This is a genomic window from Dethiosulfovibrio russensis, assembly GCF_021568855.1.
GTDB lineage: Bacteria > Synergistota > Synergistia > Synergistales > Dethiosulfovibrionaceae > Dethiosulfovibrio > Dethiosulfovibrio russensis.
This window is the reverse complement of the sequence record NZ_JAKGUG010000007.1, coordinates 125216-143335: the sequence shown is the minus strand read 5'-3', so window position 1 is coordinate 143335 and position 18120 is coordinate 125216. Positions and strand designations below refer to the sequence as shown.

Genomic DNA, 18120 nt, shown 5'->3' with positions numbered 1-18120 from the left:
ATTATGTCCCCTCTCTTTCTGAGACCTATGATACAGCAGCCTGTTCTTCACCTTAACCTAGCAACTTACTCGGTGGTCCATTTTTCCGGGTCCACTATAAACATCGGAGTAACCTACGAAGGGTTTGCCAATTCGTGAAAACAGCAGGCGTAATAACGAATAAGTATCTGTAATCGTTCCTACTGTCGACCGGGCATTCCCACCTAATCTTTTTTGATTAATAATAAATGCTACCGATAAATTTTCAGTTGTGTCCACATCGGGCTTCCCGTAGTGTGGCATACGGTGACGAATAAAACTGGTATAGGTTTCATTTAATTGTCTCTGTGATTCTGCTGCTATTGTATCAAACACTAATGAAGATTTACCCGAACCGGATACACCGGTAAAAACCGTAATTTGCTTTTTTGGTATTTTAACATTTATATTTTTTAGGTTTCGTTCTCTTGCTCCCAATACACGAATGCAATTGTTAGACATAAATCTTCCTTTCCATATGCGTGACGTAGTTAATATATGAGTGGCTCAACTATATTTTAGCACTCTTGTACCATAAATGCAATGATTAGGACAAGTATTCCTATATTGAGTTTGTTAGTCTAGTGCAAAGTAGCAAGCAGGGCAAGTGTATAGACACTTGCGTGTTTTATGGATTTTCCCTTGCGGTCAAACCATAAAACTGCTTGTTGGGGCAAGCCGCCCCAAATCCTGCGACTTCGGGCCAACTTGGCCCGAAGTCGGCGCTCCGCGCCTGTCGTTGCGTCACCGTCGCTATCGCTGCCGTTCCTTATTTTTCTGCGCGTCCGTCAGGCTGAACAAGCGATCGATATTTTCCTTCGCCGTGACAACCTCCTGCATATCCTTCCTCACCGCGCGATACTCTTTATATGCGGCCCGTTTTTCCGTAGTCAGCTTTTGAGATTCAGCTTTGAGCGCGTCCACCTTCGGGAGTTTCGCCCCGGACAGGATGCGCCGAAATGTTTCCTGCGCCGCCCGGTAAAGCGCGATATTGGCCTCATGATCCCGAAGATATTTTCTGCTGTATTTCGCGGCCTTGTAACCGTTGAACACGGGCTGGTTTTTAGCGTAATCCACCACCGCGCCCTTTAGCTCTGCATTGGTGCGCATAACAGCCTCGACGGACTTGATCTGTTCGGAAAGAACGTGAAAACGGTCTGCGACTTCCGTCGCCCGTTTTCCTGCAAATATTGGAGCGTTGCGGCCATCTGTTTCAGATGTAACTATTCAGTTGCCCCAGCTAAGAAGAGAATCTGACCATCGAGAGCCATAGACATGGCCTCGAAGATGTTGATCGAGCTTTTCTTCGCCGTGATGAGAAACGACATTATTTTGGCGTAGTCATTAGCCCCTTCCGAGGTTCGGAAGCAGCCCGATATTTTAAGCTTCGCTTTGAAGTTGCGGATGTTTCGCTCAGCCTCGTTATTGTCGAAGGGGATCGCAAAGTCCCTGGCATAGAGCAGGATCTCCTCCTTATGGTCCCTAAATCTCTCCAGGAGGTTCCTGGCCTTGCCTTTTTTGGGCCTGCCTCTTGCGGGCGACTCTACGGTTGCGTAGTCCGGCTTTTGGAACTATATTATCACCGTAATTTCGGAGAGAAGAACCTCGAAGGAGTGGGTACGTTGGTTTCAATTATACGCAAACCGAAGGAAATGTCGGCTTTCGTCCTGGAACGCCGCAGGGCGGGGCAGTCCGTCGGCCTGGTCCCCACAATGGGGTATCTGCACGACGGCCATATGTCGCTGGTGAAGAAGAGCATGATAGAGAACGACGTCACGGTCGTGTCCCTTTTCGTAAATCCGATTCAGTTCTGTCCCGGCGAGGACCTGGAGCGCTATCCCAGAGACGAGGAGAAGGACCTGTCCCTATTGGCTGCAGCGGGGGTCGACGTGCTTTTTGCCCCCGGAGTTGAGGATATGTACCTTCCGGGACACTCGGTCTATGTGGACGAGACTGCCTTGAGCCTCCCTCTGTGCGGAGGGTCCCGACCGGGCCATTTCAGAGGAGTCTGCACCGTGGTGCTGAAGCTTTTCAACATAGTCCGTCCCGACAGGGCTTATTTCGGCATGAAGGATTATCAACAGCTTCAGGTGCTTCGCAGGATGGTCCGTGATCTGAACGTTCCGGTGGACATAAGACCCTGCCCTCTGATAAGAGAGGATGACGGTCTGGCCCTCAGCAGCAGAAACGCCTATCTGTCGGAAGAGGAACGGAGATCCGCCCTGGCCCTGTCTCGGTCTCTGGCGAAGGCGAAGGAGGCTTTCGAGAAGGGAGAACGCTCCGCATCGGTTCTGAGGGATCTGGTTTGTTCGGTTCTGTCCGAGGAAGAGGCCCTCGAGCCTGAATACGTCGAGGTGAGGGACGCCTACGAGCTGTCCGAGGTGGAATCGATCTGCGATCCCGTCGTGATCGCTCTCGCCGTTAGGGTCGGTCGAACCAGGTTGATAGATAACATCGTGTTGGGAGAGTGATGCAAGTGTTTTTACAGATGTTGAAGTGCAAGCTCCACGGAGCGATAGTTACCGAGGCCAACCTGGAGTACCAGGGAAGCATCTCCATAGACAAAGACCTCATAGACCAGGCGGGTTTCCTGATCGGAGAGAAGGTCCTGGTGGCGGACATGGCCTCGGGCAACCGTTTCGAGACCTACGTCATAGAGGCCCCCAGGGGAAGCGGCGAGATCTGCCTGAACGGGGCGGCCGCGCGGCTGGGCACGGTGGGAGACCGGGTCATAGTGATGGCATGGTGTCTCATGGACGCAGAGGAGGCGGCTTCCCACAGGGCCAAGGTCGTAAAGATCGGCCCGGATGGATCCGTCGAGAGGGTCTTCGATATGGACAGAGGGGACGGGAACGAAGTCTAGACGATCTTTATCCCCAGTCTTACTGCCAGATCCACCGCCTGTAGGGCGCTGACCTTGGCTCCTCGGAGCTCCGAGAAGGTGTCGGAGAACGCTATGCCGTCTATGTTGCAGTCCGAGAGGTCCAGGTTTTTAAGGGGTGTCTTGAAGAAACTGACCCCGGAGAAATTCACCCTGGACAGGGCGACCTTTTTGAATCTGACCTCTGAAAAGAAGGCGTCTTTGAAGTCGCATTCCTTCACGGTGCAGTTTTCCCAGAAAGTCTCCACGTAGTTGGAGTAGCTGAAGATACCTCCGGTCAGGGATAGTTCCTTGAAAGAACTTCTGTCGAAGGAGCTGCCCAGGGCCTTGCAGTCTGTCAGTCTGGCGTTTTTCCAGTAGCTTCTGGCCAGTTTGCAGTTGGATAGGTCGCAGTTTTTGAGCTCCACGTCGTAGAGACCTATGTTCTCCATGTCGCAGCCGGAGAAGGTGCAGTTGATCAGACGGACCGACTCCATACGCAGCCCAGAGAGATCCAGATCCTCCAGGGTTTCTCCCTCGAAGGTTGCCTCTCCTACGTAGTCGTCCCTCTCTCTAGCTTGTTCTACGGCTTGTGCCAGCATATTAAGACCTCCCGTCTGAATTTCGAGATTAAGTTTACTGTAATTTATAGGTGTCCGCAAGGCTTTTTCAGCCGTTCGGACACCTTTATCTATGTGATCGTAATTCCTATGGCTTGTGACCTGGCTTAAGGTGTAGAATGACGAAGATTATCGAACGTTAGAGACTTCGGTCTTTGGGGAGGGGTGAATATGGACGGAGATAGTTCGGTTCGGTCGGGATCTGCCATAGTGCTCCTGGCCGCTGTTTTCTGGGGCACCACCGGAACCCTTCAGGCTCTGGCTCCCGAGGGGGCGTCTCCTCTGGTGGTAGGCGTCCTGAGGATGACCCTTGGTGGGCTGTTTTTGGCGGCTTTCGTGCTTTTCAGATACGGATCCGATGCTCTTGCCGGAAGATGGCCCTGGAAAACCCTCTTGATGGCGTCCTCCAGCATGGCGGTGTATCAGCTGTTCTTTTTCTCCGCCGTCCTGAGAACCGGGGTCGCAGTGGGGACCATGGTCACCATAGGCAGTTCCCCCATATTGGCTGGACTTCTGGCCAGGGCGGTTCTTAGAGAGCCTCTGACCCCCAGATGGGCCGTGGCGACGGCGTCGGCCATAGGGGGATGCGTTCTGCTGTCCCTCGGCGACGGAGCTGTCCGGGTCGACCTGATAGGTGTGTTTCTGGCGGTCGGGGCGGGGGCGTCCTACGGATTCATAGGGTTGGGGATGAAGCAGCTTCAGAGGACCAGAAATCCTCTGGCGGTCATAGCCGCCACCATGTTGGGAGGGGCCGTTCTGGGCTCTCCTCTGTTTTTGTTCCATCCGCTTGCTTGGCTCGCCACGGTTCGAGGGGCTTCGGTGGCATTGGCCCTCGGATTGGTCGGAACGGCGATCCCCTACGGTATGTTTTCCGTGGCATTGACCATGATACCTATTTCGACGGCCTGTACCCTGACCCTCATGGAGCCCTTGACCGCCTCTTTGCTGGGAGTGTTTCTCTTGGGAGAGAGCCTGGGGGTCAGATCTTTTGCGGGTATTGCCCTCATCTTCATCGGGATAATGATACTGTCTCTGCCGGACGGTATGTCGATAAAAAAGGAGGCTAGATCTTGAGTGAGATAGATATGGCGGCGCTTATCCCCTACGTGTTCATAACGACCTTCACTCCCGGTCCGAACAACGTCAGCTCCGCCGCGATGGCGGCGAAGTTCGGACTGAGGAAAACCTGGAGCTACACCTTGGGAATCGCCTCCGGGGTTTTCCTGTTGATGATCCTGGGAGGGTCTCTTTCCGGTTTTCTGATGGAGTTGGTTCCCAAGCTAGAGGGGACCATGAAGTGGATCGGAGCGGCCTACATAGTCTGGCTGGCCTGGGGACTGGTTCGGGAGGTTCCCCACGAGGACGGCTCCTCCGAGGGCGAGGGGGGATTCCTCAAGGGAATGGCCCTTCAGTGCGTCAACGTCAAGGTGATGATATACTGCCTGACCCTGTACTCGGTGTTTCTAAGGCCTCTGTTGGCCAGGCCTCTGCCTGTGCTGATGTCCGCCCTCTTCCTGGCTGCGGTCTGTTTTTCCTCGGTGGTCCTTTGGGCCCTGTTCGGAGTCGGTATAGAGAGCTTTCTCGGAAGTCCCGGCAGGCGCAGGGCCCTTAACTACTTTTTCGCGGCCATGTTGGTCATGACCGCCCTTCAGGTGGCCGAGTTGATATGAACGTCCGGTCTGGCGATGTGCCGGACCTCGTCGCAGAACCAGTCGTAGATGGTCTCCTTGGGGGTCTTTATGCCTCTGAGGGCCTCTACGCTGGTTCCCAGCAGGAAAATAGGGCGGCTCGGCTCTATGAGGTCCATCGCCGATGGTTTGAGCCCCGACTCCAGCCTGTTTAGCTGCTCGTCGTCGTCGGTCACCAGAAGCACCATGGTCCAGTTCTCCTGGTCCTCCGTGTCGATGTCGGCCCACCCGGGAATGTATATCCGTCTCTGTCCCAGCATGAACAGCTCGATCTGGCCCAGTCCTTTCACTGCGGCCTTTAGGTCGTCGGGGTCCTTCACCCTCAGGCAGAAAAGTCGGTCCGTGTTCTGAAGCCTGAACCTGTCTTCCGGTGCGGTCTCCGTTCTCCTGTAGTGGTCGAAGTCGTAGCCGCTTCTCAGCATAAGGTCCACCGTCAGGCTGCCCGTAGGGGCTCCGGTTCTCTCGATCCACTCTGTGAGTCCTCTTTCCCCCGGAATGGGCTCTTCTCTAGCGGAAACTCCCCAGAAGGGAAAGGAGTCCATAAGATCCTTCACCGAGGGATGTTCGGGCCATAGATAGCGGAATCTGCCGTTCTCCTCGGTGAATAGCTCCTCTCCTTCCAGATAGGGTACGACGGGGAATTTCTCCGCTATGGTAAACTCCTTCAGCCCCCACCGTCCCAGGAAAGCCTTCTCCAAAAGCAGATTGAGCCTGTTTCTCCAAAGAGCCGTGGCAGGGGCGGTGTCGGCCATTGGTTTCAGCGGTATTCCCATCTCGGAGGCTAGCTTGTCTCTCTCGGCCAGCCCCTCCTCGGTAAGTATCATTCCGCCTCCTGCCGGTCTGAGGAGTCCTTGGTCCGCTAAAGTCTCCAGGTTGTTCGGTTCGTTGCCTGCTAGAAGGACCGTCTCCTCGTCCCAGCAGACGGCTTCTCCCTCGAATAGAAGCGTCAGGTGGCTCATAGCATAAGATCTCCTTCCTTGTGGGCTGTCTCTCTTTTTTCGATTATATATTCCCTTTATTATAAACACAAAGGAGGGGCCGAAAGGCCCCTCCTTTAGGTGTGTCGCTTTTAGTCGTCTTAGTCCGCTTCGGCGGTGCAGCACTTTCTGTACATATAGAGAGCCAGCACCATGAAAAGAGCCAGTCCTCCGATTCCGCTCGCCGAGAGGGGCCCGCCGACGGCGATCTTGTCCGCCACACCGACGTAGGCCAGGAAGGCTGCCAGAAGGCCGACGAGGGCGTCTCCTGCTACGAAGCCCGAGCTGATGAGCATTCCCGTCTCCAGGGCGGGCTTGTGCTTCTCGTGCCCCTTGGGGAACTTTTTCATGACTGCCTCTCTGATGAGGGATCCGAAGAAGATCGGCACGGAGAGATGGACAGGAAGATACAGGCCGATGCCGAAGGGAAGAACCGGGATCTGGACCAGTCTGGCGCAGAGTCCCAAAGCCGCTCCGATCCACACCAGGGTCCAGGGCAGGTCTCCCTGGAATATCCCCTGGACGACCATGGCCATCAACCCCGCCTGGGGAGCCGGGAGCTCCTTGGAGCCGAAACCGTAGGTGCTGTCCAGCATTATAAGGACGAGCCCTATCACCAGCGCGGCGGCTACGGTTCCGATCATCTCCCCGATCTGCTGATACTTGGGGGTGGATCCGACAAGGAATCCGGTCTTGAGGTCCTGAGACATATCTCCGGCGCAGGCCAGGGCGATACAGACCACCGATCCCGCCGTGAGGCTCGCCAGTATTCCCTCTATGCCGGAGATCCCACCGAGTTTGACCAGAATGGCCGTCAACAGAAGGGTGGCTATGGTCATCCCGGACACCGGGTTGTTGGAGCTTCCTACCAGACCGACGATCCGGCTGGAGACCGTCACGAAGAAGAAGCCGAAGACGACCACCGCTATGGCGGACACTATCCTGGCGACGGTGTTGTCTATGGGAAGTACGAAGAGCATGGACACGGCGACCAAAAGGGATCCCCATGTGACGATCTTTCCGGGAAGGTCCTGCTGAGTCCTTCTCTCCGGCGTCCCGTCGTCGTTCTTGGAGCGTTTCATGACGGCCTTGAAGCTGTTGATAATGGTGGGAAGGGCTTCCACGAAGCTGAGGAGTCCTCCGAAAGCAACCGCTCCGGCTCCGACGTAGCGGATGTATTTATTCCATATCCCCCACACTCCGAGCTCCGAAATGGCCGTAGCCGCCGGGAAGATGGCGTCGGCCGAGTGTCTTCCGAAGAACTCTATCAGGGGGATGACTCCCAGCCAGGCGACCACGCCTCCGACGAGCATAATGGTGGCTATCCTGCGACCGACGATGAAGCCCACACCCATGAGGGATGGGAATATGTCGGCGCCTATATGGGCTCCGGTGAAGCCCTTGATGCCCCACTCGATCTCCTCGGGGAAGATCTTCATTCCCGCCTGGGCGAAACGATACACTCCTGCCAGACCGAGAGAGGCGAACAATGTCTTGGCCGGGGCTCCTCCGACCTCGCCCGCAACGAGGACCTCGGCGCAGGCGGCTCCCTCGGGGTAGGGGATGTTCCCGTGTTCCTTGACGATCAGGAAACGTCTCAGGGGGATCATGAAGAGCAGTCCCAGCAGCCCTCCCAGGGCGGACATGAGGGTTACGGTGATCAGCTTGGGGGGTACCAGCTGAGGGTTGGTTCGGGCCAGTATGTAAAGGGCCGGCACGGTGAAGATGACCCCCGCTGCCAGGGACTCGCCGGAGGACGCTATTGTCTGGACTATGTTGTTCTCCAGGATGGTCCCCTTCTTGAGGATTCCCCTCATTATGCCCATCGAGATGACCGCCGCCGGTATGGACGCCGATACTGTCATGCCGACCTTGAGACCCAGATAGGCGTTGGCTGCTCCCAGGACGATGGAAAGGATAAAGCCGAGAGAGATGGCCCTGAAGGTCAGCTCCGGTATCTTCTTCTCCGATGAGACATAGGGCGGATATTGATCCCCGTCCATCACCTCGTAGGCCTCTTCGGGTAGCCTGCGAATAGGCTCTTTCTTCGTTTCCTCCGAAGTACTCAAAAAAATTCCTCCTTCAATAATTAAGACTGTTGACCAAAGTCAAAACTATCTTCTTACTGATATAATAGGCAGTCAAGGTTTTGTGTCCTATTGTATGGATATGTAAGATTTGATTCGTCTTTGTCTGGTTTTTGGGCATTTTGCGTCGATGGCTATTGGGCATATAATGAAGAACGATCCGAATATGATTTTTAATTTTAGGTACAAGGAGGGGTTGTCGTGAAGAAAATTACGGTGTCGACTGTGTTTGTCGTTTTCCTGTTGACCTTGCTGACCGTTTCGTCCGCCATCGGCTGTACGACTATGCTGATTACCAAGGGGGCGACGGAGGACGGGTCGGTCGTGGTGTCTCACTCGGACGATAACGATCTCATGGATCAGAGGATCGTCTACGTTCCCGCCATGGATCACGAGGAGGGGGAGACCAGAGCCGTCTACTGTTCAGCGGCGGCCATGGGAGAGTTCCCCGAGTATCGGTGTTTCCTCTATCCCAGAATGATAACCGACAGAAGAGGACCGGCCTATATGGGAGATGAGCCGTCTATCGCCCTCGGAACCATCCCTCAGGTTTCCCACACCTACGCCTATTTCGACGGCAACTACGGCATAATGAACGAGCATCAGCTGATGTTTGGAGAGTGTACCGACGGGGCCAAGATCACGGCAAAGCCCGAGCCGGGGAAGAGGATCTTCTATTCCTCCGAGCTCTCCCGTGTGGCCTTGGAGAGATGCCGCACCGCCAGAGAGGCCATAGCCCTCATGGGATCCCTCATAGAGGAATACGGCTACTACGGAACGGGCGAGACCCTTCCAGTGGCCGACACGGAAGAGGGCTGGATAATGGAGATGGCCCCCTCTCCGGAGGGTACCGGCGGGCTCTGGGTCGCCAAGAGGGTGCCGGACGGAGAGATGTTCGTCGGAGCCAACGAGTTTCGCATCCGCGAGGTGGACCGGGACGATCCGGACATGATGGTGGGAAAGGAACTATTTCCCGTGGCAAAGAAACACGGCTGGTGGAAGCCCTCCGACGGGCCTTTGGATTGGCTCAGAACCGTGAGCCTTGGGGAGTACAACCATCCGTACTACTCCCTGCGCCGGGTCTGGCGGGCCTTCTCCCTGGCCGCTCCCTCCCTGGGGCTGTCCCCCTGGGTGGAGGACGGATACACGAAGGCCTATCCCTTCTCGATCAAGCCGGATAAAAAGCTGTCGGTCCGTGACGTCATGGCCATACATAGGGACCGTTACGAGGGCACCGAGTTCGACCTGACCAAGGGAGTGGCGGCAGGACCCTTCGGATACCCCGACCGCTTCTACGGACCATACGACGGAAAGGGCGACGTGGGAGACCCGAAACGCAAGCTCGACGGAGCCTGGGAGCGTCCTATCTCTGTGACCTACTGCGGCTATGCCTTCGTAAACCAGGCCAGGGGCTGGCTCCCCGATCCTATAGGAGGGATAATGTGGCTAGGGCTGGACAAACCGGCTGACACGGTGTTCATGCCTTTCTTCGTAGGGGTGGAGTCTCTTCCGGATTCGGTGGAGACCTGCGACACCTCTCTGTTCAGCAGAGACAGCGCCTGGTGGGCCTTCAACTTCGTCTCCAACTGGGCGGGACTCAGATACGACGCCATCCACTGCGACATAGTCTCCCGTCGTGAGGCTCTGGAGACCGGTTTCCTCGAAAAGCTCAAAGAGGTAGAAAAAGATGCGATGGAGATAAATCGAAATAATCCGGAGAAACTGGCCGGTTTTCTAACCTCCTTCTGCGACGAAAACGCCGGTCGTACCGTGGACGGCTGGTGGAATTTCTCCGAAGAGCTTATAGTCAAGTACGACGACGGGTTCATAAACGTGGGCCAGATGGGAACCCAGGCGGGTTATCCCATGGAGTGGCTGAAGACCACCTCGTGGCCCGAAGGACCTACGGAGTACGGGAAGCGTTGATCTGACGATACTGAAAGGGTGGTTCGGATGGAAAGAGTGGATATGCCCATAACAGGTATATGTTCTTTCGGCAAATATCCCATCTGCGGGGATGCGGATGGGATCGAGGCGGATATGGCGGTGCTCGGCGTGCCTTACGACCTTGGCGTCGGTTTTCTCAGCGGCACCAGGCTGGGCCCGAGAAGGATAAGGGAGGCCTCGACCCAGTACGCCAGGGGTTCCAGAGGGTTCTACGATCCCGAGCTGGACGAGGTCTTCCTGGGCGATCCCTGGAAGATAGTGGACTGCGGCGACGCCGACATGGTCCAGGGCGACATGGAGAACTCCCTCGCCAACGTGGAGGACTCGGTCAGGAGGATCCTCCGCAGGAAGGCCACCCCTGTGGTGCTCGGAGGCGACCATTCCATATCGATACCGGTCGGTCGAGCCCTTAGCGAGTTGGGCGGCACCGTAGGGGTGATACAGCTGGACGCCCACCTGGATTGGTCCATGGCTCCCGGAGGTCAGAGATTCGGCAACGGCAGCCCTATGAGACGTATGTCCGAGATGGACCACATAGGCCCCATGACCCAGATAGGACTGAGAGGTGTCGGAAGCAGCAGGAAAGAGGACTTCGACGACGCCAGAGAGTACGGCAGCAGGCTGGTGACCGCGTCGGAGGTCCGAAGGATCGGCCCCGAGGCGGTGGTGGAGGCCATACCCGAGGCAGATCGCTACTACGTCACGGTGGATATCGACGTCTTCGACATCTCCCTGGTCACCGGCACCGGCTCACCCATGCCGGCGGGACTGTACTATCAGGAGGTGGCCGCCATACTGAGGGGCATAGCCGGGAGGTTCGACGTGGCCTGTCTCGATCTGGTGGAGGTGGCTCCTCAGTACGATCCGTCCGGTGCCACCTGCCGCATCGCCGCTATGACCCTGTTGGAGTTCATGGGGCATATATTGAAGAGACAGGAAGCTAAGATTTAATTTATCTACGGAGGTATTCATGAATATAAAGATAGGATCCGGCGTTTTCGAGAGGTTCGAGGGGTACCGCAGAGCGGTGGTTCTGGTGAAGGGAGCGGACAATAGAGGAGAGGACGACAGTCTGATGGCCAAGCTCAGGGCCGCCGAGGCGGACGTTAGGGAGAGGTCCGATCTGGCCGATTACAAGGAGATTCCCCGTATAGCATCTTGGCGCGAGGTCTTCCGATCCATGGGCATCAACCCGAACAAGTATCCCCCCTCGGTTGCCAACCTGATAAAAAGGACCGGCAAGGGGACCGATCTTCCCTTCGTGAACAAGCTGGTGTGCATCTTCAACGTCATCAGCCTGAGGCATATGGTTCCCTGCGGGGGGGACGATCTCTCGGTGGTTACCGGAGACCTTCGGCTGGACGTGGCGTCCGGGATGGAGGATTACGTCCCCTTGGGTAAGCCTGACGTTCTGGAACACCCGGACGAAGGGGAGATAATCTACTTCGACGACGGCAACCGAGACGTCTTTTGCCGCGCCTGGTGCTGGAAGAACGGGGACAGAAGCAAGATAACCGAGACGACCACCGACGTGGCCATAAACGTGGAGGGAATGCCTCCCGTCTCTTTGCAGGATCTTAAAGCAATAGGGGACGAGCTGGCCGAGATGGTCCGAGAGCACTGCGGAGGCGACGTCTCGGTCCACATACTGGACGATGAGAACGACATCCTTGAGATATAGTTTACCGGCGGTTCTCACGGCGGTCTGTCTGCTTCTGGGAACTCCTCTGTTCGCCGAGACCGTGGCGGAGTATCGCTCCAGAGAGTACCCCGATATGGACGAAACGGCTTCGGCGGTTTTGGACTCTTTGGGGACGATCTCCACATGGGAAAAACTTTTCGTCGATCGTCTCTCTACCTTGACTCGGGAAAGCCAGAAAGAGTACGCTGCCAAATTAGCACTGGATGGCAGGATCACCCAGGACGATCTGTCTCGACTTCCGGTCGCTATAACCCTGCCCGAGGACCCGGCGGAGATACTGGCTCTCCTTACCGAGCACGCCAGGGCGGATTACTGGCCCGGGTTTTACAGACGGCACAGACTGACGGTCCATATGAAGCTCCATCACTGGATGGACACGGCTGAGCGGAGATACGACGATCCGGAGTTCTGCAAAAAACTGATAGATATATTCTTCAAGATGGTGGACGGCGAATACGACGGCCCCATGGAACTGGAATATCATCCGACCAGCAGAGACCTTCATAAAGCGGCGGATTGATCTGAGAGTTAAGATGAAATATCGAAAAAAGGAGTTCCTGAGTTTTTAGGGACTCTTTTTTTATTTTTTTACGGCATTGATCCTTGATTTTAAGGTGCTTGGTGGTATGGTGTTTTAGGGTGGCTCAGAGGTGAAGTCTATGGCTTTTATCGACGACGAGCTGTTTCGTTACTGGGGAAAATTCGAGGGGGATCGATGGCATCCCTTGGTCTATCACTGTTTAGACGTGGCGTCGGTGGCTCTCCGCTGGCTAAACAATACGGCGTTAAATGGGACGGCCGTCGATACGATCATCGAAACGCCTAGGAGGCTGATTCGTCGAATGTCTTTAAGTTCGAGACGGTCGTTCCTGTGCCCTTTCGGATAGCCGGTCAGAGCCCGGAGGATCCGGAAGGAGAGGTCCGTAGAGCCTGTCGCGACGTATTCCGTCAGACGAAGATCCTTAGGCGAGAGCCTGTGGATTATTGTGGTCTTTTGCTAAGCCGTTATACCCCTCAAGATGTGTCGAAAAATACCTTATAAGGGGTTTTTCGCAGAAGAAAAAGAGGGTTCCCCACACACGTGGGGATGAACCGATTCGGCTATTATCTAGAGGATCTCGGTAGTTTCCCAGAAAGGCGGTGACGTTGTGGAGTTACTTGAAGCAATCCGAAGGCATGATGGTTCTAAAAATATGAATATAATCTTCAAGGATGGGCGTCACCTGATCTGTCGATTTGAGACCCTTCTTTGGGAAGACTATTTCTCTTTCTATGTCCAGGTCAAGCCTGGTGGTTCATCTGAATTCGAACCTGGGACTCTATTGGAGGTTATCGGCGAAGAGGTTTTCGAAATCAACGGGGAAAAGATACACTGACATGAAAAAACGCAAATGTTGGCTGAGTTTTGCTGGTAGCGGATGTGTTTCTTCTGGTTGATCTTGAGCCCAAGTTTTTTAATCGATCCAGATTAGAGGGTTTTTCTCGCTTTTTGGCTATATCCCTCGACCCTTTGTGAGATGTATTCTCAATGTATACGTATATAAGGAGGTCATCTCATGCACGTATTCGGTCCCGTGCCGTCTAGAAGGTTGGGGCGCAGCCTGGGGGTCAACCACATCCCCCCGAAGGTATGCAGCTATGCCTGCCGCTACTGTCAGTTGGGAAGCACCTTGAATATGTCCGTCGAGCGTCGGAACTTTTTCGATCCCTCGGCCATAGCGGCGGAGGTGGAGGCCAAGCTGGAGGATCTTAAAAAATCAGGAGATCCGGTAGACTATCTGGCCTTCGTCCCCGACGGCGAACCTACTCTGGACCTGGGAATAGGAACGCTGGCCGAGAAGATAAAGGCCTTCGGGGTTCCTATAGCGGTGATATCCAACGCGTCTCTGATAGGCGATCCTGAGGTCCAAGAGGCGCTGATGCAGTTCGACTGGGTCTCTCTCAAGGTGGACGGAGCTACCGAAGACGTCTGGAGATTCGTCGACAGGCCCCATAAAAAACTCTCCTTCGATTCCATATTGAAAGGGGTCGGGAACTTCGCCTCCTCCTACGAAGGCCATCTGGAGACCGAGACCATGCTTATAGCCGGAGGGAACGACGGCGACGAACAGCTCGAGGCCTTGGCGTCCTTTTTGGAGTCGGTTTCACCTGCGGTGTGCCGACTTTCGTCTCCGACCCGTCCTCCCGCATGTCCAGACGTAGCCTGCGTCGACGAGGAAAGGCTGGCCGTAGCTACCGCCACCTTCCAGTCACACGGTTTGAATCCCATGATACTCAACGCCTACGAGGGCGACGATTTCACCAGAACTGGGGACGTTCGAGATGCCCTGTTGTCCATACTGTCTGTTCACCCTATGAAAGAGGCGGCTGTGGCCCGTTTCCTCGAGCAGGAAGGCGACGATCCCGCCCTGGTGGAGCGGATGGTGGCGGACGGAGACGTGGTCAAGGCCGACTGGAGAGGCGACGTCTTCTACGCCAGAAACCTCCGCAACGCCAAGGACAGGGAGAGTTACTGATGTCCAAATTTTCACGCTCTGCCATGGAGAGGTCGGTCTACGGACCTCTCTCTCTACAGGTTGGCGATCCCTCCGTTCTGTTGGGGAGCCTTTTCGGCGAGGACATTGCCTTGGTCGATACCGGAAGCGGTCTTGTGGCCTCCCACGTGGATCCCATCGTCGGAGCCTCCGAGGGGCTCGGTCGTCTGGCGGTTCACGTCGCCTGCAACGACATCGCCGCCGGAGGCATTCGTCCCAGATGGGCCCAGCTGCTGGTGCTGGTTCCGGACAAGGGCGACGAGGATATACTTAAAGACATAATGGAGGACGCGGTGAAGGCGGCCCAGGAAATCTCCGTCACCATAGTGGGAGGCCATAGCGGTTACACCTCGGCCCTCTCCCGTCCTCTGGCGGCAGTGACCGCCTTCGGTTCCGCCGAGCCGGGACAGATGGTGTCCACCGGAGGTGCCTCCGAGGGAGACGTCGTATGCGTCACCCGCGGGGTAGGGCTTGAAGGCACAGCCATACTGGCCTGGGATTACCCAGAGAAGTGCCGCTCGAAAGGGCTTTCCGATGGGGACATCGCCGAGGCCCGATCTCTGGCCGATAGGCTTTCCGTCGTGGAGGAGGCCCTCAAGCTGGCCTCTTTGGGGGCCACGGCCATGCACGATCCCACCAGAGGGGGCGTTCTTGAGGCTATGTGCGAGATGGCCCAGGGAGCCGGTATGTCCTTTAGGATCGACGGCGACGCTTTGCCGATATCGGAGGCTGTCGAGCGTTTCTCCAGGGCCTTCGACTTCGATCCCATGAGGATGATTTCCTCCGGGGCATTGGTGGTTACCCTGCCAGGCGAAGCGGTCGAACGGGCCAGCGCGGAGCTCGAATCCATCGCACCTCTTTATCCCGTGGGAGTGGTGGAGAAAGGCACGGGGGTGACGATAACGTCACCTTCGGCAGATCGATTTTACGAAGGTCCCGAGCCCGACTTCGACGAACTGGCCCGGCTTCAGGCCTATATCTCCTGTGAGAAACGGCAAAAGCTGGTACACTGATAAGGTACCCCGAAAGGACGGGGATAGGAACGGCGGTCCTCGTACCGCCGCGGCCTTTGAAGGGGGAGATTCGTCAGATCATGGATTACGATTACCGAGAGAAAAAGTCCGTTTTGATCTTGAACGCCAAGCTGAAGGTAGGGGTGGCCCTCACGGTTGCCGCTCATCTGGGCACTTCCATGGGGTTCCACGGAGAGGAGCACATGGGAAGGGAATGGCTTTCCGATAAATCGGGAGTGAGGCATCGCGGTTTGCCCCGCTATCCTCTGATGGTGTTCAAGGCAAAGGTTGCCCAGCTCAGGGAGGCTTTGAACAAGGCCCGGGAGACTCCGGAGCTTCTCGTCATAGACTGCCCCTCCATATTGCTGGATACCGCCGGAGACGACGAGCTGGCTACGGCTTTGGAGGAAATGAACGAACAGGACGTCGACTACATGGGAATATTGATCCACGGTTCCAGAGACGTAGTCGACAGCATAACCGGCAAACTTAGACCTTGGTGGTAGCTTCGTGAGGCGGTTAATAAAGAGGCCGGATTCCTCTGGGAATCCGGCCTCTTCGCCTTTTTAGCTGCTTTAACTACTTTACGTCCAGAGCTCTCTGGGATCTCAGACGGAAGTGGGCTACCGCCTTCTCCATGTCGTCGCTCAGGGAGACCAGTTCCTCCGCCGAACGAGCCATCATCTCCAGAGCCTGGCTCTCTTCCTCCATGCCGTGGGTGATGGATTTCAAGGCTTCCGCTATGTTTTTCGTGTTGGTCGATATGTGCTCCACTCCGGAGGCCATCTCCTGGGTGCTGGCCGACTGTTCCTCCGCCGCCGCCGCTATGGACTGGACGTTCTCGGTTATGCCGTTCATCCTCACGACCACCTGGGTGAAGACTTCCTTGGTTTCGTTGGTCCGCTTGACCAATTCTCCTATCAGGGTGGCCGATCTCTCCTGGTCCGAAGCGGCCGTCTTGGTTCTGCTTATTATCTCCTGGATGAGGGTGCCCACGTTCTGGGCCGCCTTGTTGCTCTCCTCCGCCAGCTTTCTAACCTCCTCGGCGACCACGGCGAATCCTCTGCCGTGCTCTCCAGCCCTGGCCGCCTCTATCGCGGCGTTGAGGGCCAAAAGGTTCGTCTGATCCGCTATGGTGGTGATCGTCGTCACGAACTGGCCGATGGAGTCCACCGAATCGTCCAGGCTCTTTATGGCGTCCCCGACCTTGGTCCCGGCGGAGGAGACGTCGTCTATGACGGATACCATTGCGTTGAGAGCCTTAGTGCCCTTCTCCGCCTCGTGGGAGGTGTTCTCCGCAGCCTCGCCGGCTTCCACCGCGTTCTGGGCTCCCGACTGGGCTCCCTCCGCTACCTCCGATATGCTGGCGTTGGTCTGTTCCACCGCTGAGGCGGTGTTCTGGGCCATCTCGTTGCCTCTGACGGTCTGCTCCAGGATCTGATCGGAGGTGGCGTTGGCCTCCTCGACGGCGGCGTTGACGTCCTGGGCCCTGTCGAGAACGGTTCTTGCGCTCTCGTTCACCACCGATAGCGCCGACGATACCTCGGACGTCATTGCGTCCACAGCCTGTCTGAGCTGTTTGAGTTCCTTTATGCTGGAGCGGTCCTCTATCGTTACGTCGAGGTCGCCCTTCGCTATCTTGCCCATGGCCTGTACGGCCTTTTCCACAGGGGTGGCTATGGATCTTGCTATGAAGAACGATACCACCGCTATCGCCAGGATCAGTCCTAATGTGATCAGGGCTATGGTGTTTCTCATTCGAATCACCGGGGCCGTGAACTCGTCCAGATAGGCCGACGAGAAGATCAGCCAGCCGGTGAACTCAGAAGGTGCGTAGGCCGCCAGCTTTTCCTTGCCCTCGAAGGGATAGCCTTCTACGCCACTTTCTCCTCTCATACCTTTTTTCACTATTTCGACAAGCTCTGCCGGAATGGCTTTGCTCTCGACCGATGCGTTCAAAGTTCCCTGGTGCTCTTCGTTAGGGTGGAGAACCACGATACCCTTTCTGTCTATGGCGAAGATGTAACCGGTTTGTCCCCAGCTGTACTTATCGACCGTTTTCTGGAGCGATTTCAGAGGTATCCTCCCGCAGAGAAGCGCCGACGGCCTGGACTTGCCGTCCTCGAAAATGGGACTGGCCACAACTATGACCATCTCTCCGGTTTTCTTAGACTTTACGGGATCGCTCAAAGTGGTCTTGCCGGTCGAAAGGGCCTCCTTGACGTAGTCTCTGTTTTCGAGATCCAGGGTGGTCCCGTCCAGATAACGGGCCTGTCCTTTTTCGTCCACCACCCAGATTTCCTGTATCCCCGTTACGTTTATATCGACTTGTTCTATGAACGTTTTCTGGGTCTCCCAGTTCATGGATCTCATGCTGACGCTGGATGCCAGCAGATCCACTGCAGCTACCTCAGATTTGATGTAGCTGTCGATCATCTCCCCTACCGAGCTGGTCAGGGCTATTCCCTCTTTTTCCGCTGCGGCGGTCAGAGCCGTTCCGGACCTCTGAATGGCCAATATCCCCAGGGTTCCAAGGCCTATGAGCCCCGTAAGGACGAACACCGCTATTAGTCTCCCCTTAAGTGTGTTCATGTTGATCCCCCTCCTTGTTTTTGCATAATCCACCCTTTTTAAAATTATATTGCCAAAAGAGGGGGGAGGCTAGAGAGGTATT

The 18120-nt window shown here is 55.9% G+C and carries 18 protein-coding genes and 1 pseudogene; 13 read left to right on the top strand and 6 right to left on the bottom strand.

Annotation, left to right across the window (positions count from 1 at the left end; translation table 11 throughout):
- Nucleotides 1-771 precede the first annotated feature (771 nt).
- The gene (locus L2W48_RS09370; RefSeq protein WP_236100259.1) at nucleotides 772-1128 is read right to left on the bottom strand and encodes a hypothetical protein; all 357 of its coding nucleotides are present in this window, start codon (nucleotides 1126-1128) and stop codon (nucleotides 772-774) included.
- A gap of 113 nt (nucleotides 1129-1241) precedes the next feature.
- Nucleotides 1242-1547: pseudogene (locus L2W48_RS13155) on the bottom strand (IS66 family transposase); the annotation flags it as partial.
- A gap of 93 nt (nucleotides 1548-1640) precedes the next feature.
- Between L2W48_RS13155 and panC the strand changes: the two are divergent.
- Both panC and panD read left to right on the top strand, forming a co-directional pair.
- Nucleotides 1641-2489 carry a pantoate--beta-alanine ligase gene (gene panC, locus L2W48_RS09365; protein ID WP_268906612.1) on the top strand — a complete coding sequence of 283 codons (849 nt, stop codon included), beginning with the start codon at nucleotides 1641-1643 and terminating at the stop codon, nucleotides 2487-2489.
- Nucleotides 2490-2494: 5 nt separating this feature from the next.
- A complete protein-coding gene (gene panD, locus L2W48_RS09360; protein WP_236100257.1) occupies nucleotides 2495-2881 on the top strand; it encodes an aspartate 1-decarboxylase in 387 nt (128 codons plus the stop codon).
- Here panD and L2W48_RS09355 read toward each other — a convergent pair.
- Entirely contained in the window at nucleotides 2878-3480 is a 603-nt protein-coding gene (locus tag L2W48_RS09355) for a pentapeptide repeat-containing protein (RefSeq protein ID WP_236100256.1), read from the bottom strand. The two genes, panD and L2W48_RS09355, sit on opposite strands and share 4 nt — an antisense overlap.
- 189 nt (nucleotides 3481-3669) lie before the next feature.
- Between L2W48_RS09355 and L2W48_RS09350 the strand changes: the two genes are divergently transcribed.
- Both L2W48_RS09350 and L2W48_RS09345 read left to right on the top strand, forming a co-directional pair.
- Nucleotides 3670-4572 (top strand): DMT family transporter, encoded by a 903-nt coding sequence (locus tag L2W48_RS09350; protein WP_236100254.1) that lies wholly within the window; start codon nucleotides 3670-3672, stop codon nucleotides 4570-4572.
- Nucleotides 4569-5168, top strand: a complete 600-nt coding sequence (locus tag L2W48_RS09345) for a LysE family translocator (protein WP_236100252.1) — start codon at nucleotides 4569-4571, stop codon at nucleotides 5166-5168. Before L2W48_RS09350 ends, L2W48_RS09345 begins: the two co-directional genes overlap by 4 nt.
- Here the strand turns inward: L2W48_RS09345 and L2W48_RS09340 are convergent.
- Nucleotides 5147-6145, bottom strand: coding sequence for a hypothetical protein (locus L2W48_RS09340; RefSeq protein ID WP_236100250.1), 999 nt, complete (start codon nucleotides 6143-6145; stop codon nucleotides 5147-5149). The two genes, L2W48_RS09345 and L2W48_RS09340, sit on opposite strands and share 22 nt — an antisense overlap.
- A 119-nt stretch (nucleotides 6146-6264) precedes the next feature.
- Entirely contained in the window at nucleotides 6265-8232 is a 1968-nt protein-coding gene (locus tag L2W48_RS09335) for an OPT family oligopeptide transporter (protein ID WP_236100249.1), read from the bottom strand.
- 219 nt (nucleotides 8233-8451) lie between these two features.
- On the opposite strand from L2W48_RS09335, the gene L2W48_RS09330 reads away from it, so the two are divergent.
- From L2W48_RS09330 to L2W48_RS09290, 9 genes are all read left to right on the top strand, one after another.
- Complete coding sequence (locus L2W48_RS09330; RefSeq protein ID WP_236100246.1) at nucleotides 8452-10176, top strand: dipeptidase; 1725 nt, start codon at nucleotides 8452-8454, stop codon at nucleotides 10174-10176.
- Between the two features lie 27 nt (nucleotides 10177-10203).
- Complete coding sequence (locus tag L2W48_RS09325) at nucleotides 10204-11148, top strand: agmatinase (protein WP_236100245.1); 945 nt, start codon at nucleotides 10204-10206, stop codon at nucleotides 11146-11148.
- A gap of 19 nt (nucleotides 11149-11167) precedes the next feature.
- A complete protein-coding gene (locus L2W48_RS09320; RefSeq protein ID WP_236100243.1) occupies nucleotides 11168-11878 on the top strand; it encodes a B3/B4 domain-containing protein in 711 nt (236 codons plus the stop codon).
- On the top strand, nucleotides 11868-12419 hold the full coding sequence (locus tag L2W48_RS09315; protein ID WP_236114993.1) for a hypothetical protein: 552 nt from the start codon (nucleotides 11868-11870) through the stop codon (nucleotides 12417-12419). Before L2W48_RS09320 ends, L2W48_RS09315 begins: the two co-directional genes overlap by 11 nt.
- 139 nt (nucleotides 12420-12558) lie before the next feature.
- On the top strand, nucleotides 12559-12786 hold the full coding sequence (locus L2W48_RS09310; RefSeq protein WP_236100268.1) for an HD domain-containing protein: 228 nt from the start codon (nucleotides 12559-12561) through the stop codon (nucleotides 12784-12786).
- A gap of 261 nt (nucleotides 12787-13047) precedes the next feature.
- Nucleotides 13048-13275, top strand: a complete 228-nt coding sequence (locus L2W48_RS09305) for a hypothetical protein (protein WP_236100240.1) — start codon at nucleotides 13048-13050, stop codon at nucleotides 13273-13275.
- 180 nt (nucleotides 13276-13455) lie between these two features.
- The gene (locus tag L2W48_RS09300) at nucleotides 13456-14415 is read left to right on the top strand and encodes a radical SAM protein (RefSeq protein ID WP_236100238.1); all 960 of its coding nucleotides are present in this window, start codon (nucleotides 13456-13458) and stop codon (nucleotides 14413-14415) included.
- Nucleotides 14415-15446, top strand: coding sequence for an AIR synthase-related protein (locus L2W48_RS09295; protein ID WP_236100237.1), 1032 nt, complete (start codon nucleotides 14415-14417; stop codon nucleotides 15444-15446). Before L2W48_RS09300 ends, L2W48_RS09295 begins: the two co-directional genes overlap by 1 nt.
- A gap of 56 nt (nucleotides 15447-15502) precedes the next feature.
- Nucleotides 15503-15952: a DUF2000 domain-containing protein gene (locus L2W48_RS09290; protein ID WP_236100235.1), complete on the top strand. Its 450-nt coding sequence runs from the start codon at nucleotides 15503-15505 to the stop codon at nucleotides 15950-15952.
- A 73-nt stretch (nucleotides 15953-16025) separates the two neighbouring features.
- Here the strand turns inward: L2W48_RS09290 and L2W48_RS09285 are convergent, their stop codons facing one another.
- Complete coding sequence (locus L2W48_RS09285; protein ID WP_236100234.1) at nucleotides 16026-18038, bottom strand: methyl-accepting chemotaxis protein; 2013 nt, start codon at nucleotides 18036-18038, stop codon at nucleotides 16026-16028.
- Nucleotides 18039-18120 lie beyond the last annotated feature (82 nt).

Coding starts and splice junctions, on each gene's coding strand:
- L2W48_RS09370 (WP_236100259.1), bottom strand. CDS start 1,128: ATGCGCACCAATGCAGAGCTAAAGGGCGCGGTGGTGGATTACGCTAAA.
- L2W48_RS09355 (WP_236100256.1), bottom strand. CDS start 3,480: ATGCTGGCACAAGCCGTAGAACAAGCTAGAGAGAGGGACGACTACGTA.
- L2W48_RS09350 (WP_236100254.1), top strand. CDS start 3,670: ATGGACGGAGATAGTTCGGTTCGGTCGGGATCTGCCATAGTGCTCCTG.
- L2W48_RS09340 (WP_236100250.1), bottom strand. CDS start 6,145: ATGAGCCACCTGACGCTTCTATTCGAGGGAGAAGCCGTCTGCTGGGAC.
- L2W48_RS09325 (WP_236100245.1), top strand. CDS start 10,204: ATGGAAAGAGTGGATATGCCCATAACAGGTATATGTTCTTTCGGCAAA.
- L2W48_RS09320 (WP_236100243.1), top strand. CDS start 11,168: ATGAATATAAAGATAGGATCCGGCGTTTTCGAGAGGTTCGAGGGGTAC.
- L2W48_RS09310 (WP_236100268.1), top strand. CDS start 12,559: ATGGCTTTTATCGACGACGAGCTGTTTCGTTACTGGGGAAAATTCGAG.
- L2W48_RS09300 (WP_236100238.1), top strand. CDS start 13,456: ATGCACGTATTCGGTCCCGTGCCGTCTAGAAGGTTGGGGCGCAGCCTG.
- L2W48_RS09295 (WP_236100237.1), top strand. CDS start 14,415: ATGTCCAAATTTTCACGCTCTGCCATGGAGAGGTCGGTCTACGGACCT.
- L2W48_RS09285 (WP_236100234.1), bottom strand. CDS start 18,038: ATGAACACACTTAAGGGGAGACTAATAGCGGTGTTCGTCCTTACGGGG.